Here is a 21,947-nt window from a genome sequence, read left to right on the forward strand (position 1 = left end):
TACGCCCTCGTTCATAAATGAACTTGGAAGGACAAAGCTGCGTTCGACAGTTCCGGGAGCCCGAGGGCGATGGCCCTCGGAATCAGTTTCTTCCAGCTTCTCTTGGCCACGTGACGGGCGCTCGATAAGACCGCCGGATAGGGCAAGGGACGTGCCACTCCCCTATGCCGGGTTCGACCAGCGCGCGAAGATGGCGGTGGGGAGGAGGCGGCCTTCGCCGTCCTCGCGCACGGAGAGGTCGCCGTGTTCGATGGTGCCGGGGAGGTCTGCGAAGAGTTCGTCCATCAGCCCGGCCAGTGCGAGTGAGGACATGCGCACCGCGTAGACGGTGAGAAACAGGAAGCGGCTGTCGCTGTCGAGCAGCTGGCGGCAGTTCGACAGGAGCTCGGGCAGGTTCTCTTCGAGGCGCCAGGTCTCGCCGCCGGGACCGCGGCCGAACTTGGGCGGATCGAGAATGATGCCGTCGTAGCGGCGCCCGCGGCGTACTTCGCGCGCCGCAAACTTGGCGGCATCGTCGATCATCCAGCGCACCGGGCGATCCTCAAGGCCTGCCAGCGCGGCGTTCTCGCGCGCCTGTGCGACCGACTTCTTCGAGGCATCGACATGGGTGACGCGTCCGTGCGCGGAGAGCGCCAGCGTGCCGACGCCCGTGTAGCCAAACAGGTTCATCGTCTCGGCATCGTCGCGCCCGGACAGCTGCGCGCGCATCCAGTCCCACACCGGCGCCATGTCCGGGAAGAAGCCGAGGTGGCGAAACGGCGTGCAGCTGGCGGTGAAGGCCACCTCGTTCCACGCGAGCGGCCAGCCTTCGCGCGGCACTTCGCGATCGAAGAGCCACTTGCCCCCGCCGTCCTCGTCCGAACCGGGGACGAATTCGCCGTCCGCATCCCAGGCCTCGGTCCGCGGGCTCCACATCGCCTGTGGTTCGGGCCGCACGAAGCGGCGGTCGCCATAGCGTTCGAGCTTGCGGCCATGGCCCGAATCGACGAGGCCGTAGTCGTCCCAGCCTTCGCCGATCATCAGGACGGGGGATGTTAAGAGCGTTGCCATGGGCCGTGCCCTAGCCCTCAGACCTTGGGTGCGGCAAGCCCCGCGACGAATTCGGTCACCGCGTCATAGTCACCCGGCAGCTTCGTGCACTTTTCCTCGCGGTCGAACAGGTCGCCCACGCGCGCGGGCAGGCTCGGCCGGTGGCCGGTCGAACGCTCGACCGCCTCGGGGAACTTGGCCGGGTGCGCGGTCGCCAGCGTGACGACAGGCGTCTTCGCGTCGATCCCGGCGGTGCGCGCGGCGAAGAGGCCGCAGGCGGTGTGCGGATCGATCAACTCGCCGCAGTTCTCCCAGGCCCAGCGGATCGTCTCGGCCATCTCGTCCTGGTCGGCGCGGGCCGACTGGAAGAGCGCAGCCGCGCCTTCGCGCTGCGCGTTCGAAAGCTGCATCGCCTTCGTCGCCTCGAAGCCCTTCATCTGCTCGGCCATGGCCGCGCCATCGCGCCCGCCAAGGTCGAACAGCAGGCGCTCGAAGTTGGAGGAGACCTGAATGTCCATCGAGGGCGCGGCGGTCGGCGTCACGGTCCCTTGCGAGTAGTCGCCGCTCGAGAGCGCGCGGTGCAGGATGTCGTTGACGTTGGTGGCAACCACCAGCTTGGCGACGGGCAGGCCCATCTGCGCCGCGACATAGCCCGCGAAGACATCGCCGAAGTTGCCGGTCGGCACCGAGAAGGCCACCTCGCGCTCGGGCGCGCCGAGCTGGAGCGCGGCGGCGAAGTAGTAGACGACCTGGGCCATCAGGCGCGCCCAGTTGATCGAGTTCACCGCGCCGATCGCGAAGCGGTCGGTCATCGCGGTATCGTTGAACATGCGCTTCACCATCGCCTGCGCATCGTCGAACGAACCATCGATGGCGATGTTGTGGACGTTGGGCGCAAGCACCGTCGTCATCTGGCGGCGCTGCACGTCCGAGACGCGGCCGTGCGGGTGGAGCATGAAAATGTCCACCTTGGCGCGGCCCGCAACCGCGTCGATCGCGGCCGAGCCGGTGTCGCCCGAGGTCGCGCCCACGATGGTGAGGTTGCGGTCCGAACGGCTGAGGAATTCCTCGAAGAAGAGGCCGAGCAGCTGGAGCGCGACGTCCTTGAAAGCGAGCGTGGGGCCATGGAACAGTTCGAGCACCCAGTGCTGCTCGTCGAGCTGCTTGAGCGGCGTCACCGCCTTGTGCGCGAATCGGCCATAGGCCTCGGTGGTGAGTTCGAGAAGACGCTCGTAGGTCAGGCTCTGGCCGACGAACGGCGCCATGACCCGCGCGGCGAGCTCGGCATAGGAGAGCCCGGCCATGCCCGCGATCTCGTCCTTGGAGAATCGCGGCCATTCGCGCGGAACGTAGAGCCCGCCGTCGCTGGCGAGGCCAGCCAGCGTTGCGCCTTCGAAATCGAGCGCCGGTGCGCTGCCGCGGGTGCTGATGTAGTCCATGACTTCCCTGTTCGTCGGATACGGCCTGCCGAAACGGACCTTGCTCGGTGGTTCTGCCCGGTGTTCCCGCGGCCTTTGCAGGCGCGGTTAGCGCCCGCGAAGCGGCAAGGCAATGCCGCTGTGAAACGCGGGCTCACGAAACGCAAGGCTCACGAACGCACCTTTCGGCGCAAGACCATTGCGTAGATGACCAGCGCGGTCAGTGCAAAGGCGAACCACTGGACCGCGTAGGAGAGGTGGTTGTTGGGCAGATCGGACGGGTCGGGAAGCGCGTTCGCCTCCAATCCGCCCAGCGGCGGATCGGCCACCAGGCGCGGGCCCGGTGCGATCACGCCGTGGACCTCACCGCCCTGCCAGGTGCCCTTGCCATCGGGCCGCCGGGTCCAGCCCAGCACCACCCGCGCCTCGCCGCCGCTCGCCAGCGCGCAAGTCGCGGTGCGCGCGAATCCGGTCTCGTCGTCGCGATTGCGGCCCGCCACCGCGCTCGTCGCGGTCACGGCGGTGCAGGTGAGATGGGCACGGCGGTAGAGCACCTGTGTGCCCGGACCTTGCCGGGGCCACGCGATCTCCTGCGTACGGCCTGCCGCCCCGGCGTAGTGCGCCAGCAGGTCAGCCTTCTCCTCGCGGCGCTCCAGCTGCCAGAGGCCGAGCGCGATCATCACGCCGACGGCCACGAGCACGACCAGCGTGGAGATAATGGGGATGGAGCGCATGGTCGGAGCCTTTTCAGCAGGCAGGGAAATCAGGAAGAGATATTCAAGGGGCCATCGCCCCTTGACCCCAAAACGGGCGACCTCACCCTACTCAGCCATGGCAGCCTGCGAAAGGTGAGGTAGACAGTTTGGGGAGCCCGAGGGCGATGGCCCTCGGAATCAATTTTCCACTTACAATCACACTGGAGGCCGCGCCAAACCGAAAGGGCAGCCGGCGCGAACGCGGGCTGCCCTTTCCTGGTTTTGCGAGACCGGCGCGGATCAGTGCGTGGGATAGCCCCAGCCGCCCCAGATGTAGACCGCGACGAAGAGGAACAGCCACACGACGTCGACGAAGTGCCAGTACCAGGCCGCGGCCTCGAAGCCGAAGTGCTGGCGCGGCGTGAAGTCGCCCTGGTAGCTGCGCACGAGGCACACGGCGAGGAAGATGGTGCCGACGATGACGTGGAAGCCATGGAAACCGGTCGCCATGTAGAAGGCCGAGCCGTAAGTGTTGCCGCCGAAGCCGAAGGGCGCGTGCAGGTACTCATAGCCCTGGATCGCGCTGAACAGGACGCCCAGCGCAATCGTCGCCCACAGGCCCTTCTTGAGGCCCTCACGGTCGCCGTGGATCAGCGAGTGGTGGGCCCAGGTCACCGTGGTGCCCGAGGTCAGCAGGATCAGCGTGTTGAGCAGGGGCAGCGCGAAGGGGTCCATGACCGCCTCGATCGCCTTGGGCGGCCACTGTCCGTCAACCACCTCGGTGAGCGTGGAGGGGAACAGCGAGAAATCGAAGAAGGCCCAGAACCAGCCAACGAAGAACATCACCTCCGAGGCGATGAACAGGATCATGCCGTAACGCTGGTGCAGCTGGACGACCGGGGTATGGTCGCCCGCGCGCGCTTCGTGGACGATCTTGGCGAACCACATCCACATCGAGGCGATGAGAAGCGCCAGGCCCATCCACGGCACGAAGGCGCCGCCGGGCATGTCGTGCATGAACAGCACCATGCCCGAGGTGAAGATCAGCGCGCCCAGCGTGGTCGCCAGCGGCGCGATGTCCGGCGGCAGGATGTGGTAATCGTGGTTCTTGGTACCGGCCATGTGCCTTCATCCCCGTTTATCGAAACTGTTCTAGCCGCTCCGCCCGGCGCCACGTGCCGGATGAAACGGTCCCCAAATGAGCCTTAACTTCCCGCCGCTATGCGGTCCAGACCCTTTGCATCCGCAGGAGATGTCTGAACTTCGTTGAGGTGGAAGGTGTAGCTGAGCGTAATCTGCTCGACGTCCTTGTTGTCTTCATCGCCAAGGATCGCCGGATCGACGTAATAGAGCACCGGCATCTTCACGGTCTCGCCGGGCTGGAGTGTCTGCTGCGTGAAGCAGAAGCACTGGATCTTGTTGAAATACTTGGCCGCCTGTTCAGGTTCCACGTTGAAACTGGCGGTGCCGGTCACGGGCTTGTCCGAGGTGTTGGTCGCCTCGAAGAGCGCCATGTCGCGCTGGCCCACGGTGATGTCGTGGGTGGTCTGGAGCGGCTTGAAATTCCAGGGCATGTCATGCGCGACATTGGCGTCGAAACGGATCGACATGGGCCGCGCGGCGACCTGGACAGACTGCGCGGTCGCCCCGTCGACGCGCTGGGTAGTGCCGCCATAGCCCGTCACCTGACAGAAAATGCGGTAGAGCGGGACCGCCGCGAAGCCCAGCGCCAGCATGCCCAGCGCCATCGAAAGACCGATCAGGCCGACCTTGCGGTTGCGGCGGCGCGTCTGCGCGGCCTGGCTCGTGACATCGTGGGGCGGGGACAGGCTCGCCATGGCTCAGCTCATCTTCGCGATCGAGATGAAGAAGACGAGGACCACGAACGCGGCAAGTCCCAGACCGAGCACGCGATTGCGGTCCTTGCGGATCTGCTCGACACTGCGGGTATCGGGCGCGGGGGTCTCAGGCTTTTCCTCGTCCATAAACTCCCTCAGATGACGATGAACCGGTCGAGCACCAGCGCGGCAAAGAGCGCAAATAGGTAGATGACCGAGTAGGCGAACAGCTGCTTCTCGGGCTTCATCGTGTCCTCTTCGCCGCGCGTGCGCAGACCGACGCGGACCGAGAGCGCGAGGAACAGCGCGGACAGCACGAACGCGCTCGCGCCGTAGACGAGGCCCGTGCCACCGATCCACCAGGGGACCATCGTGAGCGGCAGGAGCAGCACCGAGTAGATCAGGATTTGGCGGCGCGTGGCCTTCTCGCCCGCGACGACCGGCATCATCGGAATGCCGACCTTGGCGTAGTCGCTCTTCACGAAGAGCGCGAGCGCCCAGAAGTGCGGCGGCGTCCACATGAAGATGATGGCAAAGAGCACCACCGGCATAAGCGTGATCTCGCCCGTCGCCGCGACCCAGCCAATCAGCGGCGGGAACGCGCCTGCGCCGCCACCGATGACGATGTTCTGCGGCGTGCGGGGTTTCAGCCAGATCGTATAGATGACCGAATAGTAGACGATCGAGACGGCCAGGATCGCGGCCGGAAGCCAGCCGATCGCAAAGCCCATCAGGAACACCGAGCCCGAACACAGCACCAGCGCGAAGTCGCGCGCAGTGGTGCGGTCGAGGCGGCCTTGCGGGAGCGGGCGCTTGGCGGTGCGCTTCATCCCTGCATCAAGGTCGGCTTCCCACCACTGGTTGAGCGCGGCCGCGCCGCCCGCCCCGATGGCGATGCACAGGATCGCGGTGAAGGCGAGGACCGGGTGGATGCGCGTAGGCGCGGCGATGAGGCCGCACAGGCCGGTGAAGATGACAAGGCTCATCACGCGCGGCTTGGTCAGCGCGATGAGGTCACGCCATTCGGCCGGACGCCGGGCGGGAGCCGGATTCGGGGGGGTAATCGAGGTGGTCATGGTGGCGTGCCCATACACCGTTCGTGCCTTTCAGGCGAGACGGACAATTTGCCCGACCCGAAGGCCCGGCAAATCGTCGCGTGTGCGCCGTTGGAAGGAACCGGGACCGATCAGTGGTGCGCTGCCTCTTCGATGACCGGAAGGGTCTCGAACTGGTGGAACGGCGGCGGGCTGGTCAGCGTCCATTCCAGCGTCGTCGCACCTTCGCCCCAGTAGTTGTCCTCGGCCTTGCGGCCCGCGAGGAAGGCGTAGGCGATGTTCACGAACCAGACCACCAGCGAGGCGGCCATGACCATGTAGCCGATCGTCGCGATGTGGTTCCAGTAGGTGAAGGCTTCCGGATAGTCCGGGTAGCGACGCGGCATGCCCTGCATCCCCAGGAAGTGCATGGGGAAGAAGATCATGTTCACGCCCACGAAGAACACCGCGAAGTGCACGTAGGAGAGAAACTCCGAGTGCATCTTCCCGCTCATCTTCGGGAACCAGTAGTAGAAGCCGGCAAAGAGCGCGGTCACCGCGCCCAGCGAGAGCACGTAGTGGAAGTGCGCGACGACGTAGTAGGTGTCGTGCAGGTTGTCGTCGACACCGCCGTTCGCGAGCACGACGCCGGTGACGCCGCCCACGGTGAACAGGAAGATGAAGCCGATGGCCCAGATCATCGGGCTCTTGAACTCCATCGAGCCGCCCCACATCGTGGCAATCCACGAGAAGATCTTCACGCCGGTGGGCACTGCGATGACCATGGTGGCCGCGGTGAAGTACATCTTGGTGTTCACCGAAAGGCCGGTCGAATACATGTGGTGCGCCCACACGATGAAACCGACGACGCCGATTGCGACCATCGCGTAGGCCATGCCGAGGTAGCCGAAGACCGGCTTCTTCGAGAAGGTCGAGATGATCTGCGAGATGATGCCGAAGCCGGGCAGGATCATGATGTAGACTTCGGGGTGGCCGAAGAACCAGAACAGGTGCTGGTAGAGCACCGGATCACCGCCGCCCGCCGGATCGAAGAAGGTCGTGCCGAAGTTGCGGTCGGTCAGAAGCATGGTGATGGCCGCGGCCAGGACCGGCAGCGAGAGCAGCAGCAGGAACGCGGTGACGAGCACCGACCACACGAACAGCGGCATCTTGTGGAGCGTCATGCCCGGCGCGCGCATGTTGAAGATGGTGGTGATGAAGTTGATCGCGCCCATGATCGAGCCAGCCCCCGAAAGGTGCAGCGCGAAGATGCCGAAATCGACGGCAGGCCCGGGCGAGCCGTAGGTCGAGAGCGGCGCATAGACCGTCCAGCCAGTGCCTGCACCAAGCCCCGTGCCGCCCGGCACGAAAGCCGAGCACAAGAGCGAGATGAAGCCCGCCACGGTCAGCCAGAACGAGATGTTGTTCATGCGCGGGAAGGCCATGTCCGGCGCGCCGATCATGATCGGGACGAACCAGTTGCCAAAGCCGCCGATGATCGCGGGCATGACCATGAAGAAGACCATGATCAGGCCGTGCGCGGTAATCAGCACGTTCCAGGTGTGGAGCGTAGTGGTGAAATCGGGATTCTCGGCCCCGAACCACTTGGCGAACATGTCGAGGTACTGGATGCCCGGCTCGGCAAGCTCGACGCGCATCATCCCCGAGAAGGCGCCGCCGATGATCCCCGCGATGATCGCGAAGATCAGGTACATCGTGCCGATGTCCTTGTGGTTGGTCGACATGAACCAGCGGGCGAAGAAGCCCGGGTGGTCATGCCCGTGATCGTGGCCGTGGTCTGCGACGTGGCCCTGGAACTGGTCTGCGGTGGTTGCCATGGTGGTAAACCCTAATCCTTGCGTTCGCGGGGCCGTCAGACGGCAGCTTCGGTGGCGGCATCTTCCGGCATGTCGGCCGGGACGGTTTCGCCCTCGCCCGCCGGTGCGGCCGCGGCCGGCTCTTCACGCCCGTCGATCACGGCGCCGGGATGGGTCAGGACCCACTGGTTGTACTTTTCGCGCGGGAGCGCCTCGAGCGCGATCGGCATGTAGCCGTGCTTGGCGCCGCACAGTTCCGAACACTGTCCGTAGTAGACACCCGGCTTTTCGACGAAGAGGACCTTCTCGTTGATGCGGCCCGGCACCGCGTCGAGCTTGAACCACAGCGAGGGCACGGCGAACGAGTGGATGACGTCGGCCGCGGTGATCTGCAGGCGGATCGGTTCACCCGCGGGCACGACGAGGCGGTTGTCGACCTCGAGGTGCGAGGGGCCGTCCCAGGCCTGCGAACCGACTTCGCGCACGCCGTTGTTGATGACCGGCTGGCCCGGGATGTTGAGCATGTTCGAGATCACCTCGAACTCGCCATTGTCGGGATAGCCATAGGTCCAGAACCACTGGTTGCCGGTGACCTTGATGGTCAGCGCTTCCTTGGGCGCGGGCTTGTACTGCTTGGCGATGAGATCGATCGAGGGGACCGCAATGCCCAGGAGAATGAACACCGGCAGGATCGTCCAGACGACTTCGATGGCGGTGTTGTGACTGGTCTTGGAGGCAACCGGGTTGGCGCGGCGGTTGTAGCGCACCACGACCCAGATCAGCAGCGCGAGCACGAACAGCGTGATGATCGTGATGATCGGCATCAGCGCGTAGTTGTGAATCTGCAGCGCGTATTCACCCAGCGGCGAGTACTGGTCCTGGAAGCCGATCCCGCCCGGCGTCGGCATGCCCACGCCTTCGGTCGGCGTCATCGGCGTGTAGCTGCCTTCCTCCTGCGCCAGTGCGGGCGCGGCCAGAAATGCAGCTGCGGAAAAAATACAGGCCTTCCCCAAAAGGCGCGGTGAGCGGGCGATGTGTCCGGATATCATCGTTATAGCTCTTCCGTTTCTCTTATAAACGTACACGCGAATCGCCCCGCCTGCACGCACCCCAAATGCGGAGGCTCTTGCCCCCCTTCCATCTTGGCCTATACGCGCGCTTGCTGCGCGTCTCAAGCGCTACTAGGGAATTTTTGACTTTGGGCGCCGCGCAAGGCCGCCGAATTACGTGTTTTTAATGAAAGGAAGTTGACCGCCATGCAGGAAGAAGAGGTCCTCGCCGAGTTCCGCGCCAGCAAGGCCCTGTTGGAAGGACATTTCCTTCTTTCCTCGGGCCGCCACAGCGCCCACTACCTGCAGTGCGCGCGCGTCCTGCAGAGCCCCGACCGCGCCGCACGCCTGGCCGTCGCGCTGGCCGCCACGCTCCCCCACGACGTGCGCAAGCAGATCCAGAAGGTCGTCTCGCCCGCGATGGGCGGGGTCATCATCGGCCAGGAAATGGGCCGTGCGCTCCAGGTCGATGCCATGTTCGTCGAGCGCCCGACCGGCACCTTCGAGCTGCGCCGCGGCTTCGAGCTCGATCCGGGCGACAAGGTTCTGATGGTCGAGGACGTGGTCACCACCGGCAAGTCGAGCCGCGAGGCGATCAAGGCGATTGAAGCGGCCGGCGGCAAGGTCATCGCGGCCGCGGCCCTCGTCGACCGTTCGGCGGGTGCTGTGGACCTGGGCGTTCCCTTCTACCCGCTCGTCGCGCTCAGCTTCCCGACCTACGCCGAGGACGAGCTTCCGGCCGAGCTCGCCGCTACCCCCGCGATCAAGCCGGGCAGCCGCCAGCAGCCCTGACCCGCAAGGCGCCCGCCCCCCCGGGCGCCGTCCCCGCCGTTCCCCTCCTGCAACGCAAAGGCCCGCCTCCCGTGTCCAGCGTCCACCACCCTGCGCATCTGCGCCTTGGCGTGAACATCGATCACGTCGCCACCATCCGCAACGCGCGCGGCGGGCTCCATCCCGATCCGGCCCGCGCCGCGCAGATCGTGGCGCAGGCGGGCGGGGACGGCATCACCGTGCACCTGCGCGAGGATCGCCGCCACATCGTCGACGGTGACATCCAGCGCGTGCAGGACGCCACCGGCCTGCCGCTCAACCTGGAGATGGCCGCGACCCAGGAGATGCTGGAGATCGCGCTCAGGCACCGCCCGCACGCGGCCTGCATCGTGCCCGAGCGGCGCGAGGAGCGCACCACCGAGGGCGGGCTCGATGCCGCCGGCCTGCACAACCAGCTCGCCCCCATTGTCGGCAAGCTGACCGAGGCGGGCGTGCGCGTCAGCCTCTTCATCGGCCCCGAGCCGCACCAGATCGAGGCCGCGATGAAGCTCGGCGCGCCGGTGGTGGAGCTGCACACTGGCGAATACGCCCATGCCACCGGCCCGGACGTGGCAATAGAGCTCAGGCGCATCGCCGACATGGCCGCGCTCGCCGCCAAGAACGGGATCGAGCCCCACGCCGGCCACGGCCTCACCTACGAGAACGTCCAGCCGATCGCCGCCATCCCCCAGATCGCCGAGCTCAACATCGGCCACTACCTCATCGGCGAGGCCATCTTCACAGGGCTCGAAGCCAGCATCGCGAAGATGCGCGCGCTGATGGACGAGGTCCGGTGAAACGTGAAGGCGCGGATTTTACGCGCCTCAAACGCCGCATCCGCCTTGTCTGCCTGGGTTTCGTCCCCATAGTCGCCTGCATCACGACGGCACTTGCCCTCTGGAGCGACTACCGCGCCGGACGGCCGTTCGAGCCGCACCCGATCTTCTCGGGGCTGGGGCTCATCGGCTGGGGCTTTGCCGTCTTCGTGCTCTCGGGCCCCGCGCTGACCGCGGCCGAGCGCATTCGTGCAGACTGGCGCAACAGGAGAAGGCGCAAGTGATCATCGGCCTGGGTTCGGACCTGTGCAACATCGAGCGCATCGCCAATTCGCTCGAACGCTACGGGGACCGCTTCCTCCACCGCGTCTTCACCGAAAAGGAGCGTGCCAAGGCCGCCCGGCGCCCGCACACCATCGCGGGCACGCTGGCCAAGCGTTTCGCCGCCAAGGAAGCCTATTCCAAGGCGGTCGGAACCGGCTTCAAGCAGGGCGTCTTCATGAAGGACATCGGCGTCGTCAACGCCCCTTCCGGCGCGCCCACGCTGGCCCTGTCGGGCGGCGCGAAGGAGCGGCTTGATGCCATGACCCCTGCCGGGCACGAAGCCGTGGTTCACCTCACGCTCACCGACGATCACCCATGGGCGCAGGCTTTCGTCGTCATCGAGGCGCGCCCGCTCGCCTCATCCGCCGCTGCCGAGTAGAGTTTCTTGTCCCAGACCATGCGCGAACCCTCCGCCCCCTCTTCCGAAAGCTCCACATCCGCCAAGGCCAGGGGCAAGGAAAAGGTCAACTGGCTGCACGAGGTGCGCGGCCTTGCACTGATGCTGCTGGGGGTGCTGGCGTTCCACTCGTTCGTGGCCAAGCCCTTCTACATTCCCTCGATCTCGATGATGCCAGGCCTCCTGGTGGGGGACCGGCTGGTCGTCTCCAAATACGCCTATGGCTGGAACTGGTCCTCGATCAGCTTCCACGCCCTGCCGCGCAGCGACTGGCGGATTCTGGGCTCCACGCCCGAATACGGCGACATCGTCATCGTCGTGCCCGGCAACCGCACCGAAGACCTCATCAAGCGCGTCGTCGCCCGCCCCGGCGACCGGATCGCGGTGATCGACGGGCGCATTCGCCTCAACGGCCGCTTCATCCCGCGCGAGGTCGTGCCCGCCACGCAGCTTGACGCCGATCCCGCGCTCCAGTGCGACGGGCAGGAAGTGGGCCACTGTTACGACGGCTTCGAAGCCTTCCGCACCCGCCTGCCCTCGGGCCGCGAGGTCTACGAAATGCCGACCTACCGGGAAACCTTGCCCAACGGCGCGAGTTACAACGTCATCGACTACATGAACCAGCGCCTCGACAACTACCCGGAGACCCTCGTGCCCGAAGGCCACGTCTTCCTGATGGGCGACGACCGTGACCGCTCGTCCGACAGCCGTGCCCCGTTCGACGACTGGGCCGGAGTGCCCGGTGGCGGCCTCAATGGCCCGGTGCCGCTCTCCGACATCGGCGGGCGCGCCGAGTTCATCACCTTCTCGCTCGATGGCACCCAGACCTGGAACCCGCTGACCTGGTGGAGCGCGCTGCGCCCCGGCCGCGCCCTCACCAGCCTGCGCCCCGCCCTCGACGCGAGCAAGGCCGCGCAGTGAGCCTTGCTGCGGGGGAGCCCCCGCAGCCCCCTCAGGGCGCCGAGGAACCTGCGGCGCCTGCCTCCACCCCCGACACGTCCCCACGCGTGCGCCGGGTGGGCCCCACCGACATCGCCGATCCGCTCATCCGCACCGAGGCGCGCAAGGCCTTCGTATGGATCGGCGTGCTTCTGCTCTTCGCGCTGGCAATCTTCCTTTCGCAATCGCTGCTGGTCATCTTCGGGGGTATCGTCTTCGGCGCGCTGCTCGATGGCGGCGCGCGCCTGATGGGCCGGGTGGTGCCGCTCGGGCGCACCTGGTGCGTGGCCATCGTGCTCGCCCTTGCCCTGCTGGCGGTGGTGTGGATCGCGCGCTTTGCCGGCAGCCAGATCGCGGTCCAGGCCGCCGAACTGCCCGCCACGATCGAAGGGCAATACTACCTCGCGCTCGACTGGCTGCGCGGCCACGGGCTCCATGTCACAGCGGTGGACCTGCGCTCCATGGCGCGTGAGGCGATGGGCGGGATGAGCCAGGTCACGGCGGTAGTCGGCGGCCTCATCGGCGCGGTCACCACGCTCTTCCTGATCCTCGTCCTGGGCATCTACTTCGCGCTCGAGCCGCGCCTCTACCGCCGCGGTGTGGGCTGGTTCCTGCCGGTCGACCGGCGCGACCATTTCGAGGGCACCGCGCGCGCGATGGGGGCGGCGCTGCGCCGCCTGCTGTTTGGCCGCGTCATCGGCATGAGCGTGGAAGGCCTGTTCACCTGGGCCATGCTGGAGGCCTACGGCGTGCCGATGGCCGCGCTTCTGGGCATCATCACCGCTCTCCTCGCCTTCCTCCCCAACATCGGCGCACCGATCTCGGGCGCGATCATGATCCTCGTGGGCTTTTCGGGCGGCATGGAGATGGGGCTCTACACGATGTTCGTGTACCTCATCGTCCACCTCATCGACGGCTACGTGATCGTACCCATGATCGCGCGCAAGACGGTCGACCTGCCGCCCGCGCTGGTGCTGGCCGCCCAGCTGATCCTGGGCGTCCTGTTCGGTATCCTGGGCCTCGCGCTTGCCGACCCGCTCGTGGCCATGCTCAAGATCTGGCTGGAGCGCGAGGCCGCGCGCAACCGCGTGCTGCCCCCCGGAACGCAGGCCCCGCCCGAGGCCGACACCGATCCTGCAGGCGCGCTGCACGCGTAAGGCCTGCTCTCTCCGGCGAAGCTTGACCGATCCGGCCGAACCGGCAACAGGAGAGAGCATGGCCCGCAAGTTCCTCTATGTCGTCGCCGTGTGCCTCGTGCTCTTCGTGGCCGCACGCCTCGCCCTCACCTTCTGGTCGGACGAGCTGACCGAGCTCACCTTCGTCCCCTCGGGCGAGTTCGAGACCCGGCCCGCCAAGCCCGAGGGCGACTGGGACGCGCCCGCGATGTGGGTTGCGCGGCCCGGCCTTCAGAACGATCCCGCGCAGTGGCTGCCCGAAGGGGCGAGTACGGCACCTGTGGGCTCGGCCCGCGCGGCCATCTTCTTCGTGCATCCCACCAGCTACATGGAGAAGGCGCACTGGAACGCGCCGCTCGACAACGAGGACGCGAACGCGCGCGCCGCGCTTTTCACGCAGACCATGGCCAGCGCCTTTACCGCGGCCGGCGATGTATGGGCCCCGCGCTACCGCCAGGCCACGATCGGCGCCTTCTTCACCGCCCGTCCCGAGGCGCAGCAGGCTCTGGACCTTGCCTACGGCGACCTCGAAAGCGCCTTTGCCGTGTTCCTGCGCGAGAACCCGGAAGGCCCCATCGTCCTTGTCGGCCACAGCCAGGGTGCGCTGCTGCTGCGCCGCCTGCTGCGCGACCACGTGGCGGGCACGCCCGTCGCCGAACGTGTGGCCGCGGCCTACCTGCCCGGCTGGCCGGTCTCGCTCGACCATGACCTCCCGAAGATGGGCCTGCCCCAGTGCACCAGCGACAACCAGGCGGGCTGCGTGCTCTCCTGGCTCTCGGTCGCCGATCCGGCCGACACTTCCGCGCTGACGGCAGGCTACCTGCGCCAGACCGGGCTTGACGGGCAGAAGCTCGATGGCAGCCCGTTCCTGTGCACCAACCCGCTGATCGGCGCGCAGGATGGCGCGGCGGACGCGCGCGCCAACACCGGCACGCTGGTGCCCGACTTTGCCGAAAAGACCGGCACGCTGGTCCCACAGGTCGTGCCCGCCACCTGCGAGCTCGACAACTTCCTGCACATCGGCGCGCCGCCCAAGCTGGAACTGGGCGACTACGTGCTGCCGGGCAATAACTACCACGTCTACGACATCCTGCTGTTCTGGGAGAACCTGCGCGCCGATGCCCGCAAGCGGCTGACCGCCTGGCTTGCCGCGCAGGACCAAGCGCCCGAGGAAAGCGCCCCCAAGGTGAAGGCCGTCCGCTGATGAGCACTGTCACCACCAGCGCGCTCGACTTTCGCGATGCCCTGCCCAACGCAGGCGCGCTCCTCGGCCTTGACCTCGGCACCCAGACCATCGGCACCGCCTTCTGCGATGCGGGCTGGCGCTTCGCCTCGCCCGGAAAGACGCTGAAGCGCGGCAAGTTCGGCGCCGACAAGGCCGCGCTCGCCGCCCTTGTCGCGGAGCGTTCGATCACCGGCATCGTCATCGGCCTGCCACTCAACATGGATGGCTCGGAGGGCCCGCGCTCGCAGTCGAGCCGCGCCTACGCGCGCAACCTCGCCGCGCTGGGCCTGCCCATCCTGCTGTGGGACGAACGCTGGTCGACCATGGGCGCCGAACGCGGCCTTCTGGACCAGGACATGAGCCGCGCCAAGCGCAAGGAGCGCATCGACAGCGCGGCCGCCGCCGTCATCCTGCAGGGCGCCATCGACGGGCTGGCCGGGGGCATGTTCTGAGCCCCCTCCCACGCATCGGATATTAACACTTTCGGCCCACATTCCCCCCTTCGTTCCGGAAACAGTCAGGAACGCGCCGCTAGGCGTCGGTGTCACCAACACAGGGGTTGCAAGATGGGTTTGGGCATACTCGCCGCCGCAGCCGTGGCGGTATCGGGCAATGGCTCCGTGGCGGTCGGGGCTCCGGACAGGACCGACTTTGCGGATACCGTCCTTGCCATCCACAACCAGGAACGCGCCGCCGTCGGCGCCGCGCCGCTGCGCTGGAGCCCCAGGCTCGCCCGCGACGCGCAAGGCTGGGCGCAGCGGCTCGCGGCCACCGGCACCTTCAGCCACGACACATCCAACCACGACACGGGCGAGAACCTGTGGATGGGCACACGCGGGGCCTATCGGGTCCAGGACATGGTCTCGGGCTGGGCCCGCGAGAAGACCGCGCTGCGCGCCCGGACCTCCTGGCAGGCCAACTTCCCGCGCGTGGGCCACTACACGCAAATGATCTGGGCACGCACGAGCGCGGTCGGCTGCGCCCTCGCCCAGAGCGCCCACCACGAATACCTCGTGTGCCGCTACGATCCCCCGGGCAACGTCTGGAACGAAAGCCCCTACACCACGGCGGAGCTGGCTTCGAACCGGCGTTTCGCCAGATCGCGCGCGCGCGAGTAGAAGGAAGAATATTTATCCGAGGGCCATCGCCCTCGGGCTCCCCAAACTGTCCAGCTCACCTTCCGCGCGCCACGTAGCTTGTGAAAGGTGAGGTCGCCCGTTTTGGGGTCAAGGGGCGATGGCCCCTTGGAAAATCGCCTTCTTCTAACCCTTTGGCGCCCGCATCACCACAGTCAGCCCCGCATCGGCCTCTACCGCAGCGCCGTTCTCGATCCCCTGGCGCACCGCGTCCGCCCGCGCCCGCACCAGCAGGCTCTCCGGAATACCCGGCTCGCACGCCAAGGTGTCGGCCTCGCCGATGAGGCGGGCCTGGCGCAGGGTCAGGTCGTCCGGGTCGAGACTGGTAAGCGCGATCTCGAACAGGCCCCGCGCCTGCTCCTGGACGGTGCCCGAAAGCCAGTCGGCGACCTTGTCCGCGCTGTCCTCGCGCAAGGGGTCGAGCGGACCTCCTGCGGTCAGCGCAGCATCAATGGCCCGGCGCCGGTCGGCCGCACTCGGCCAGCGGCTACGCAACGCTCCGCGCGCATCGCGCAAGGCGGCGGCGAGTTTGCCGAGCGACTGCGGGAGCAGCGTTTCAAGGCGCAGGCGCAGGTGTTTGGCGAGCCCGGCCGAGGCCCCGCCGGTCCCGAAGGCCACGAGGACCGGCGTACGGTCGAGGATCGAGGGGACGGTGAAATCGCACAGCGAAGGCCGGTCGGTGACGTTGACAAGCAGGCCCGCCCCGCGCGCGCGGCGGGCATCGCGCGTGGCAAGCTCTTCCTCCTCGTGCGCGATGAAGGCAAGCCGCGCGCCGCGCAGCAGCCCTTCGCGAAAATCGTCGATCACGAGGCCGCCCGCGCGCTCGACAAGGCGGCGCTTGGCCAAAGCGGCCTCGCCGCGCCCGAGAACGAGGACGGGCCGGTCCCGGACGGCGTGGAAAAGCGGCAGATTGTCGATCATCGCCGCTCCTTACCAAGCCTGCGCGTGGGCCTCAATCAGGCGAGGAAGTCCGGTACGCTTTCGGCCGCGAGGATCGTCTCGGGCTCGATGCGCCCCGCGACGAGCGCCCAACTGTCACCATCGACCATGACCTCGGGCACCAGCGCGCGGCTGTTGTAGGTGTTGGCCATCGTCGCACCATAGGCACCCGCGGTGCGAAAGACGACGAGATCGCCTGCCTTCACCACGTCGACCTCGCGGTTCTTGGCAAAGGTGTCCGAACTTTCGCAGATCGGGCCCACGACATTGGCCGTGAAGGTTTCCCCCGTGGGCTTGACCGCCGCGAAGTCGTGCCAGGCATCGTACATCGCCGGACGGGCAAGGTCGTTCATCGCGGCATCAACGACGATCCAGGGCGCGGAAGTCCCCTCCTTGACGCGGATCACCTCGGAGACGAGCACGCCCGCATTGCCCGAGATCACGCGGCCCGGCTCGAACATGACGGTGACGTCCCAGCCCCTGGTCACCTCGACCACCATCGCGCCATAGTCGGCGGGCGTGGGCAGGCTCTCGTTGCCCTTGTAGGGGACGCCCAGACCACCGCCCAGATCCATGTGGGTGACCGAGAGGCCCTGCGCGCGCAGTTCCTCCATCAGCGCGCCCATCTTCACGAAGGCCTGGCGCGAGGGTTCGAGGTCGCTGATCTGGCTGCCGATGTGGACGGCCAGCCCGCGCATGTCGAGGCCTTCGAGCGCGGAGAGCCGCGCGTAGATCCCGGCGGCGCGGTCATAGGAGACGCCGAACTTGTTCTCGGCCTTGCCGGTCGAGATCTTCTCGTGGGTGCGCGCATCGACGTCCGGGTTGACGCGCAGCGCGCAGGTCGCCGTGGCGCCAAGTTCGGAGGCGATGGCCGCCAGTTCGACGCCCTCTTCCTCGCTTTCGAGGTTGAACTGGCCGATCCCGGCCTTCACCGCGGCCGTCAGCTCGCGCTTCGACTTGCCGACGCCCGAAAAGACGATGTCCTCGGCGGGCATTCCAGCGGCCAGCGCACGGTTCATCTCGCCTTCGGAGACCACGTCCGCGCCATAGCCTTCCTTCGACAGCAGGCGCAGCACGGCAAGGTTCGGGTTCGACTTCACTGCGAAGGCGATGTGGACGCTCGGCAGGCCCGAGAGCGCCTCGCGAAAGACGCGGGCGTGGCGCTCGAAGGTGGCGCGCGAGTAGACGTAGACGGGGGTGCCGACGTTGCGGGCTATGTCGGCCAGCGGCACCTGCTCGGCGCAAAGCTCGCCGTCGATCAGCTGAAAATGGTCCATGATGTTCCTGTCGGAGAATTCGGTGTGGGCCCGCCGCCGTGGCGGGCCGCTGCATTGGAAGGCGGGATTACTGCGGATCGACCGCGCGCTCGGGCGGGGGGAGATCGAAAGGATCGTCCTCCCGTTCCTCCGAGCGCGTGCGCAGCTCGACGCTGCGTTTGGGAATGGCGATGGTCGGGTGGGTGAGCAGTTCGCCCGGCCCCGGTTTCTGCTCGCGGCCATAGGGCGCGGGCGGCAGGCTGCCGCCTTCCTTGACCGCGAGATCCGCGCGCTGCCCGCAGGCCGCCAGCGCCGCCAGGACCAGAAGAGCCGCTACCTTGCGCATTCCCGTGTCTCCTCGCCTGCCCTCAGGCCATGCCGAGCGCGGCGCGGGCCTCGGCCACACGCGCGCGCACCTGGTCGGGCGCGGTGCCCCCGTGCGACATGCGCGCGGCGACCGACGCCTCGACCGAGAGCGCCTTGAATACGCGCTCGTCAATGCGGCTGTCGATCTCTTTCAGATCTTCAAGCGGCAGCTGGTCGAGCGCGACGCCGCGCCCTTCGGCCAGCTTCACCGCCGCGCCGGTGATGTGGTGCGCCTCGCGGAAGGGAATGTCGCCCTCGCGCACCAGCCAATCGGCAAGATCGGTCGCGGTGGCAAAGCCCATCTCGGCGGCCTGACGCATGCGCTCGGTCTTGAAATCGCTGTCCGCGACCATGCCGGTCATCGCCGCAATCGAAAGCGCGAGCAGGCCGTGCGCCTCGAAGACAGGCGGCTTGTCGTCCTGCATGTCCTTGGAATAGGCAAGCGGCAGGCCCTTCATGGTCATCATCAGGCCGGTGAGGCAGCCCGCGATACGGCCCGCATGGCCGCGCACCAGTTCGGCGGCGTCCGGGTTCTTCTTCTGCGGCATGATCGAGCTGCCGGTCGAAAGCGAATCGGCCATGCGCACGAAGCCGAAGGGCTGGCTCGCCCAGATGATGAACTCTTCGGCCAGGCGCGAGAGGTGCAGCGAGCACTGGGCTGCGGCCATCAGGTAGTCGAGCGCGAAATCGCGGTCCGAGACGGTGTCGAGGCTGTTCGCGGTCGGCCCGTCGAAGCCCAGCGCCTTTGCGGTCATCTCACGGTCGATGGGAAAGCCCGTACCCGCCAGCGCCGCGCTGCCGAGCGGCGAGCGGTTCATGCGCGTGCGGTTGTCGGCCAGACGCGAACGGTCGCGCGCGATCATCTCGTAGTAGGCCATCAGGTGATGGCCGAGCGTCACGGGCTGCGCGGTCTGGAGGTGGGTGAAGCCAGGCATGATCGAGGCCGCGTGGGCATCGGCCTGCGCAACCAGCGCCTTCTGCAGTGCCTCAAGCCCTGCATCGACCTCGTCAATCGCCTCGCGCACCCAGAGCTTGAAGTCGGTCGCGACCTGGTCGTTGCGGCTGCGCGCGGTGTGGAGGCGCCCCGCGACCGGACCGATCAGCTCAGCCAGGCGCGATTCGGTCGTCATGTGGATGTCTTCGAGGTCCCAGTTTTCCGGAACGCCGTTCGCTTCGTACTCGGCGGCGACCTTGTCGAGGCCCTCGGTGATGGTCTTCGCATCATCCGCGGTCACGATGCCCTGCGTGCCCAGCATCGCGACGTGCGCCTTGCTTGCCGCGATGTCCTGACGCCACAGTGCCTTGTCGAAGGGAATCGACGCGTTTATCTCGCGCATGATCGCCGACGGTCCTTCTGCGAACCGTCCGCCCCACATCTGGTTGGAGCCCCCGCCCGTGCCATTGTCCAAATCGCTCAAGTCGCTCGTCCTGTATTCGTGTGCCGGGTCCTGTGCCCTGCTGCTCGCGGGCTGCGATAGGCAAAGCGCACCCGACGCGCAACCGACAGCTTCGCAGGCTCCGGCAGGCGGGGGCGCAGAGGCGCCCACCGTGCCCGCAGCGCCCAGTGCCCAAGGCAAGCTGGATCGTTCGCACAAGGGCGAGCCGATGCCCGTGATCTCGCTGAGCGATCCCAGCGGGGAAAGCCTCGACCTGACTTCACTCAAGGGCAAGCCGGTGCTGGTCAACCTGTGGGCAACCTGGTGCGCGCCATGCGTGGAGGAACTGCCCACGCTCAACACCCTGATCGGGCGCGAGGACGACCTGGGCGTCACCGTCCTGCCGATCTCGCAGGACGCGGGCCAGCCGGGCAAGGTCGTCGAGATCCTACGCCGCCGCAAACTCGACAACGTCGAGCCCTGGATCGACGAGGAAGCCGACCTCTCCTTCCAGTACGGCGGGAACCTGCCCGTCACGATCCTGTTCGACGCCAACGGCAAGGAAGTGTGGCGCTGGACCGGCGGCAATGACTGGACAAGTGCCGAGGCCCTGAAGCTGATCGCCGAGGCGAAGTCGTAAGAAGACGAAGGAAAGAATCCGAGGGCCATCGCCCTCGGGCTCCCCATACCGTCCACCTCGCCTTGCGCGCGCCATGGAAGCCGAGAGAGGTGAGGTCGCCCGTTTTGGGGTCAAGGGGCGATGGCCCCTTGAAAAAAGACCTTTTCTACTCTTCGCGTCGCAGCACGAAAAAATAGGTTCCCGGATCGCCGCGCCGTCAGGCCATCGCCACGCCAGGTGCCGAGCAGAAAGGGAAGGTCGACCGGTTCCAGCGCATCGAAGAGCGCGAAAGCCTGCTCGGGCGTGACCGATCCAGCTGCAAGGGCCTGCGAGAAATCCACGGCACATCTCTCCCATGTCACTTTGTTTGTGCGCGGATCATGAATTATTTATCTAGATAAGTAAATTGAAATGAGGAAGCAGGAAGGAGGATATTCAAGGGGCCATCGCCCCTTGACCCCAGAATGGGCGACCTTACCCATCCAAGCCAAGGCAGCGCGCCTAAGGTGGGCTCGACAGTTCGGGGAGCCCGAGGGCGATGGCCCTCGGAAAGCCTTTTCTTCCAACACCTTCCTACCTGCACGAAATAGACGCCCGAAATCCGGCGCCACGACTACGGCCAAAGTGGTACAAGGGGGCCATGCTGTTCGATCTTCCCGATGACGCGGCGCTCTATGCCGCCCTGCTCGCCCGCGATGCGCGCTTCGACGGGCAGGCCTATGTCTGCGTCTCGACGACGGGCGTGTTCTGCCGCCTGACCTGTCCCGCGCGTAAGCCCCGCCCCGAGAACTGCATTTTCCGCCCCACTATCGGGGAATGCATCGAGGCTGGCTTCCGGCCCTGCAAGCGCTGCCACCCGCTGGAAGCCGCCGCCAAGGCCGAGCCGGTGATCGAGACACTCCTGGCCGCGCTCGACCGCCAGCCCGCCCGACGCTGGAGCGAGGGTGACATCGTGGCCATGGGGCTCGATGCCTCGACCGTACGCCGCGCCTTCAAGCGCCATTTCGGCATGACCTTCCTGGAGATGGCCCGCCAGCGCCGGGTGCGCGAAGGCTTCACCACGCTCGCCGAGGGCGGCAACGTGGTCGAGGCGCAGCTGGAGGCCAGCTTTGAATCCCCCAGCGCCTTTCGCGCCGCCTTCGCGCGCCTTCTGGGCTGCGCACCGGGCGAGCTCGTCCACGGCGAGGGGCTGCTGCGCGCCAGCTGGGTCCCGACGCCGCTGGGCGACATGATCGCGGTCGCCTCCGCGCATCACCTGCACCTGCTCGAATTCGTTGACCGCAAGGGCCTGCCCGCCGAGCTGAAGAAGCTCCAGGCCGGGACCAACGCACGGATCGGCATCGGCGCGCTCGGGCCCATCGAGCAGGCCAGCCACGAGCTCTCCGCATACTTTGCGGCGCAATCAGGTACCTTCGAGACGCCTATCGCCATGGCCGGGACGCCGTTCACCCGGCAGGTCTGGGAGGCCCTTCGCACGATCCCCCCCGGCGAAACCCGCAGCTATGGCGAGCTTGCCCGCCAGATCGGACGCCCCCGCGCGGTGCGCGCGGTCGCCCGTGCCAATGGCGCGAACCAGATCGCACTGATGATCCCGTGCCACCGCGTGATCGGCGCGGACGGCTCACTCACCGGCTATGCGGGCGGCCTGTGGCGCAAGCAGCGCCTGATCGAGATCGAGCGCAGCTTGCGTGAGCAAAGGGCGGCCACTTCCCGCGACGAGGCCGCCTGA

General features: G+C 67.0%; 25 protein-coding genes. 11 read left to right on the forward strand and 14 right to left on the reverse strand.

The window, feature by feature from the left end; genetic code table 11:
* Positions 1 to 162: 162 nt before the first annotated feature.
* The 9 genes from LC060_RS17080 to coxB all read right to left on the reverse strand — a co-directional run bounded on the left by LC060_RS17080 (position 163) and on the right by coxB (position 8,880).
* Entirely contained in the window at positions 163 to 1,050 is an 888-nt protein-coding gene (locus tag LC060_RS17080) for a class I SAM-dependent methyltransferase (protein WP_226637741.1), read from the reverse strand.
* A 17-nt stretch (positions 1,051 to 1,067) separates the two neighbouring features.
* The gene (thrC, locus tag LC060_RS17085) at positions 1,068 to 2,468 is read right to left on the reverse strand and encodes a threonine synthase (RefSeq protein ID WP_226637743.1); all 1,401 of its coding nucleotides are present in this window, start codon (positions 2,466 to 2,468) and stop codon (positions 1,068 to 1,070) included.
* Between the two features lie 149 nt (positions 2,469 to 2,617).
* On the reverse strand, positions 2,618 to 3,181 hold the full coding sequence (locus LC060_RS17090) for an SURF1 family cytochrome oxidase biogenesis protein (protein WP_226637745.1): 564 nt from the start codon (positions 3,179 to 3,181) through the stop codon (positions 2,618 to 2,620).
* 261 nt (positions 3,182 to 3,442) lie between these two features.
* Positions 3,443 to 4,264: a cytochrome c oxidase subunit 3 gene (locus LC060_RS17095; RefSeq protein WP_226637747.1), complete on the reverse strand. Its 822-nt coding sequence runs from the start codon at positions 4,262 to 4,264 to the stop codon at positions 3,443 to 3,445.
* A gap of 83 nt (positions 4,265 to 4,347) precedes the next feature.
* Positions 4,348 to 4,980: a cytochrome c oxidase assembly protein gene (locus LC060_RS17100; protein WP_226637748.1), complete on the reverse strand. Its 633-nt coding sequence runs from the start codon at positions 4,978 to 4,980 to the stop codon at positions 4,348 to 4,350.
* A gap of 3 nt (positions 4,981 to 4,983) precedes the next feature.
* The gene (locus LC060_RS17105; protein WP_226637750.1) at positions 4,984 to 5,127 is read right to left on the reverse strand and encodes a hypothetical protein; all 144 of its coding nucleotides are present in this window, start codon (positions 5,125 to 5,127) and stop codon (positions 4,984 to 4,986) included.
* An 8-nt stretch (positions 5,128 to 5,135) separates the two neighbouring features.
* Positions 5,136 to 6,056 (reverse strand): heme o synthase, encoded by a 921-nt coding sequence (locus LC060_RS17110; protein ID WP_213499660.1) that lies wholly within the window; start codon positions 6,054 to 6,056, stop codon positions 5,136 to 5,138.
* 110 nt (positions 6,057 to 6,166) lie between these two features.
* Positions 6,167 to 7,852: a cytochrome c oxidase subunit I gene (ctaD, locus tag LC060_RS17115; RefSeq protein ID WP_226637752.1), complete on the reverse strand. Its 1,686-nt coding sequence runs from the start codon at positions 7,850 to 7,852 to the stop codon at positions 6,167 to 6,169.
* Between the two features lie 35 nt (positions 7,853 to 7,887).
* Positions 7,888 to 8,880, reverse strand: a complete 993-nt coding sequence (coxB, locus tag LC060_RS17120; RefSeq protein ID WP_413465132.1) for a cytochrome c oxidase subunit II — start codon at positions 8,878 to 8,880, stop codon at positions 7,888 to 7,890.
* A gap of 207 nt (positions 8,881 to 9,087) precedes the next feature.
* Between coxB and pyrE the strand changes: the two genes are divergently transcribed.
* The 9 genes from pyrE (at position 9,088) to LC060_RS17165 (ending at position 15,644) form a co-directional block, all read left to right on the forward strand.
* The gene (gene pyrE, locus LC060_RS17125) at positions 9,088 to 9,672 is read left to right on the forward strand and encodes an orotate phosphoribosyltransferase (RefSeq protein WP_226637754.1); all 585 of its coding nucleotides are present in this window, start codon (positions 9,088 to 9,090) and stop codon (positions 9,670 to 9,672) included.
* 71 nt (positions 9,673 to 9,743) lie between these two features.
* Positions 9,744 to 10,487, forward strand: coding sequence for a pyridoxine 5'-phosphate synthase (locus tag LC060_RS17130; RefSeq protein ID WP_226637756.1), 744 nt, complete (start codon positions 9,744 to 9,746; stop codon positions 10,485 to 10,487).
* A complete protein-coding gene (locus LC060_RS17135) occupies positions 10,484 to 10,750 on the forward strand; it encodes a hypothetical protein (RefSeq protein ID WP_039390190.1) in 267 nt (88 codons plus the stop codon). Before LC060_RS17130 ends, LC060_RS17135 begins: the two co-directional genes overlap by 4 nt.
* Positions 10,747 to 11,169: a holo-ACP synthase gene (acpS, locus tag LC060_RS17140; protein ID WP_226637758.1), complete on the forward strand. Its 423-nt coding sequence runs from the start codon at positions 10,747 to 10,749 to the stop codon at positions 11,167 to 11,169. Before LC060_RS17135 ends, acpS begins: the two co-directional genes overlap by 4 nt.
* A gap of 18 nt (positions 11,170 to 11,187) precedes the next feature.
* Complete coding sequence (gene lepB / locus LC060_RS17145; RefSeq protein ID WP_226638234.1) at positions 11,188 to 12,108, forward strand: signal peptidase I; 921 nt, start codon at positions 11,188 to 11,190, stop codon at positions 12,106 to 12,108.
* Entirely contained in the window at positions 12,105 to 13,283 is a 1,179-nt protein-coding gene (locus tag LC060_RS17150; RefSeq protein WP_319005442.1) for an AI-2E family transporter, read from the forward strand. Before lepB ends, LC060_RS17150 begins: the two co-directional genes overlap by 4 nt.
* Before the next feature lie 58 nt (positions 13,284 to 13,341).
* Complete coding sequence (locus LC060_RS17155; RefSeq protein WP_226637760.1) at positions 13,342 to 14,505, forward strand: DUF3089 domain-containing protein; 1,164 nt, start codon at positions 13,342 to 13,344, stop codon at positions 14,503 to 14,505.
* A complete protein-coding gene (ruvX, locus tag LC060_RS17160) occupies positions 14,505 to 14,978 on the forward strand; it encodes a Holliday junction resolvase RuvX (protein WP_226637762.1) in 474 nt (157 codons plus the stop codon). The genes LC060_RS17155 and ruvX overlap by 1 nt, the downstream gene beginning before the upstream one ends.
* Positions 14,979 to 15,092: 114 nt before the next feature.
* Positions 15,093 to 15,644 (forward strand): CAP domain-containing protein, encoded by a 552-nt coding sequence (locus LC060_RS17165; protein ID WP_226637764.1) that lies wholly within the window; start codon positions 15,093 to 15,095, stop codon positions 15,642 to 15,644.
* Positions 15,645 to 15,788: 144 nt separating this feature from the next.
* On the opposite strand, the gene LC060_RS17170 is transcribed toward LC060_RS17165, so the two are convergent.
* The 4 genes from LC060_RS17170 to argH form a co-directional block, all read right to left on the reverse strand.
* The gene (locus LC060_RS17170) at positions 15,789 to 16,583 is read right to left on the reverse strand and encodes a bifunctional precorrin-2 dehydrogenase/sirohydrochlorin ferrochelatase (RefSeq protein ID WP_226637766.1); all 795 of its coding nucleotides are present in this window, start codon (positions 16,581 to 16,583) and stop codon (positions 15,789 to 15,791) included.
* A gap of 35 nt (positions 16,584 to 16,618) precedes the next feature.
* The gene (lysA, locus tag LC060_RS17175) at positions 16,619 to 17,878 is read right to left on the reverse strand and encodes a diaminopimelate decarboxylase (protein WP_226637768.1); all 1,260 of its coding nucleotides are present in this window, start codon (positions 17,876 to 17,878) and stop codon (positions 16,619 to 16,621) included.
* Between the two features lie 67 nt (positions 17,879 to 17,945).
* Positions 17,946 to 18,203, reverse strand: a complete 258-nt coding sequence (locus LC060_RS17180) for a hypothetical protein (protein WP_226637770.1) — start codon at positions 18,201 to 18,203, stop codon at positions 17,946 to 17,948.
* Between the two features lie 22 nt (positions 18,204 to 18,225).
* Positions 18,226 to 19,599 carry an argininosuccinate lyase gene (gene argH / locus LC060_RS17185; protein WP_226638236.1) on the reverse strand — a complete coding sequence of 458 codons (1,374 nt, stop codon included), beginning with the start codon at positions 19,597 to 19,599 and terminating at the stop codon, positions 18,226 to 18,228.
* Between the two features lie 172 nt (positions 19,600 to 19,771).
* Here argH and LC060_RS17190 point away from each other — a divergent pair, with 172 nt between their 5' ends.
* On the forward strand, positions 19,772 to 20,239 hold the full coding sequence (locus LC060_RS17190) for a TlpA family protein disulfide reductase (RefSeq protein ID WP_226637772.1): 468 nt from the start codon (positions 19,772 to 19,774) through the stop codon (positions 20,237 to 20,239).
* A 110-nt stretch (positions 20,240 to 20,349) separates the two neighbouring features.
* Here LC060_RS17190 and LC060_RS17195 read toward each other — a convergent pair whose 3' ends face one another.
* Positions 20,350 to 20,559: a GXWXG domain-containing protein gene (locus LC060_RS17195; protein WP_226637773.1), complete on the reverse strand. Its 210-nt coding sequence runs from the start codon at positions 20,557 to 20,559 to the stop codon at positions 20,350 to 20,352.
* Positions 20,560 to 20,858: 299 nt separating this feature from the next.
* Here LC060_RS17195 and LC060_RS17200 point away from each other — a divergent pair, with 299 nt between their 5' ends.
* Positions 20,859 to 21,947: a bifunctional transcriptional activator/DNA repair enzyme AdaA gene (locus LC060_RS17200; protein ID WP_226637775.1), complete on the forward strand. Its 1,089-nt coding sequence runs from the start codon at positions 20,859 to 20,861 to the stop codon at positions 21,945 to 21,947.

This window comes from Novosphingobium profundi (assembly GCF_020524485.1).
In the GTDB taxonomy this organism is placed as follows: Bacteria; Pseudomonadota; Alphaproteobacteria; order Sphingomonadales; family Sphingomonadaceae; genus Novosphingobium; species Novosphingobium profundi_A.

What these genes read in the sequence shown, in the direction of transcription:
- LC060_RS17170 (WP_226637766.1), bottom strand. Translation starts at nt 16,583, where the DNA reads ATGATCGACAATCTGCCGCTTTTCCACGCCGTCCGGGACCGGCCCGTC.
- LC060_RS17110 (WP_213499660.1), bottom strand. Translation starts at nt 6,056, where the DNA reads ATGACCACCTCGATTACCCCCCCGAATCCGGCTCCCGCCCGGCGTCCG.
- LC060_RS17200 (WP_226637775.1), top strand. Translation starts at nt 20,859, where the DNA reads ATGCTGTTCGATCTTCCCGATGACGCGGCGCTCTATGCCGCCCTGCTC.
- pyrE (WP_226637754.1), top strand. Translation starts at nt 9,088, where the DNA reads ATGCAGGAAGAAGAGGTCCTCGCCGAGTTCCGCGCCAGCAAGGCCCTG.
- lysA (WP_226637768.1), bottom strand. Translation starts at nt 17,878, where the DNA reads ATGGACCATTTTCAGCTGATCGACGGCGAGCTTTGCGCCGAGCAGGTG.
- LC060_RS17155 (WP_226637760.1), top strand. Translation starts at nt 13,342, where the DNA reads ATGGCCCGCAAGTTCCTCTATGTCGTCGCCGTGTGCCTCGTGCTCTTC.
- LC060_RS17095 (WP_226637747.1), bottom strand. Translation starts at nt 4,264, where the DNA reads ATGGCCGGTACCAAGAACCACGATTACCACATCCTGCCGCCGGACATC.
- LC060_RS17165 (WP_226637764.1), top strand. Translation starts at nt 15,093, where the DNA reads ATGGGTTTGGGCATACTCGCCGCCGCAGCCGTGGCGGTATCGGGCAAT.
- LC060_RS17100 (WP_226637748.1), bottom strand. Translation starts at nt 4,980, where the DNA reads ATGGCGAGCCTGTCCCCGCCCCACGATGTCACGAGCCAGGCCGCGCAG.
- LC060_RS17080 (WP_226637741.1), bottom strand. Translation starts at nt 1,050, where the DNA reads ATGGCAACGCTCTTAACATCCCCCGTCCTGATGATCGGCGAAGGCTGG.
- LC060_RS17105 (WP_226637750.1), bottom strand. Translation starts at nt 5,127, where the DNA reads ATGGACGAGGAAAAGCCTGAGACCCCCGCGCCCGATACCCGCAGTGTC.
- coxB (WP_413465132.1), bottom strand. Translation starts at nt 8,880, where the DNA reads ATGATATCCGGACACATCGCCCGCTCACCGCGCCTTTTGGGGAAGGCC.
- ruvX (WP_226637762.1), top strand. Translation starts at nt 14,505, where the DNA reads ATGAGCACTGTCACCACCAGCGCGCTCGACTTTCGCGATGCCCTGCCC.
- lepB (WP_226638234.1), top strand. Translation starts at nt 11,188, where the DNA reads ATGCGCGAACCCTCCGCCCCCTCTTCCGAAAGCTCCACATCCGCCAAG.
- thrC (WP_226637743.1), bottom strand. Translation starts at nt 2,468, where the DNA reads ATGGACTACATCAGCACCCGCGGCAGCGCACCGGCGCTCGATTTCGAA.
- argH (WP_226638236.1), bottom strand. Translation starts at nt 19,599, where the DNA reads ATGTGGGGCGGACGGTTCGCAGAAGGACCGTCGGCGATCATGCGCGAG.
- ctaD (WP_226637752.1), bottom strand. Translation starts at nt 7,852, where the DNA reads ATGGCAACCACCGCAGACCAGTTCCAGGGCCACGTCGCAGACCACGGC.
- LC060_RS17090 (WP_226637745.1), bottom strand. Translation starts at nt 3,181, where the DNA reads ATGCGCTCCATCCCCATTATCTCCACGCTGGTCGTGCTCGTGGCCGTC.
- LC060_RS17180 (WP_226637770.1), bottom strand. Translation starts at nt 18,203, where the DNA reads ATGCGCAAGGTAGCGGCTCTTCTGGTCCTGGCGGCGCTGGCGGCCTGC.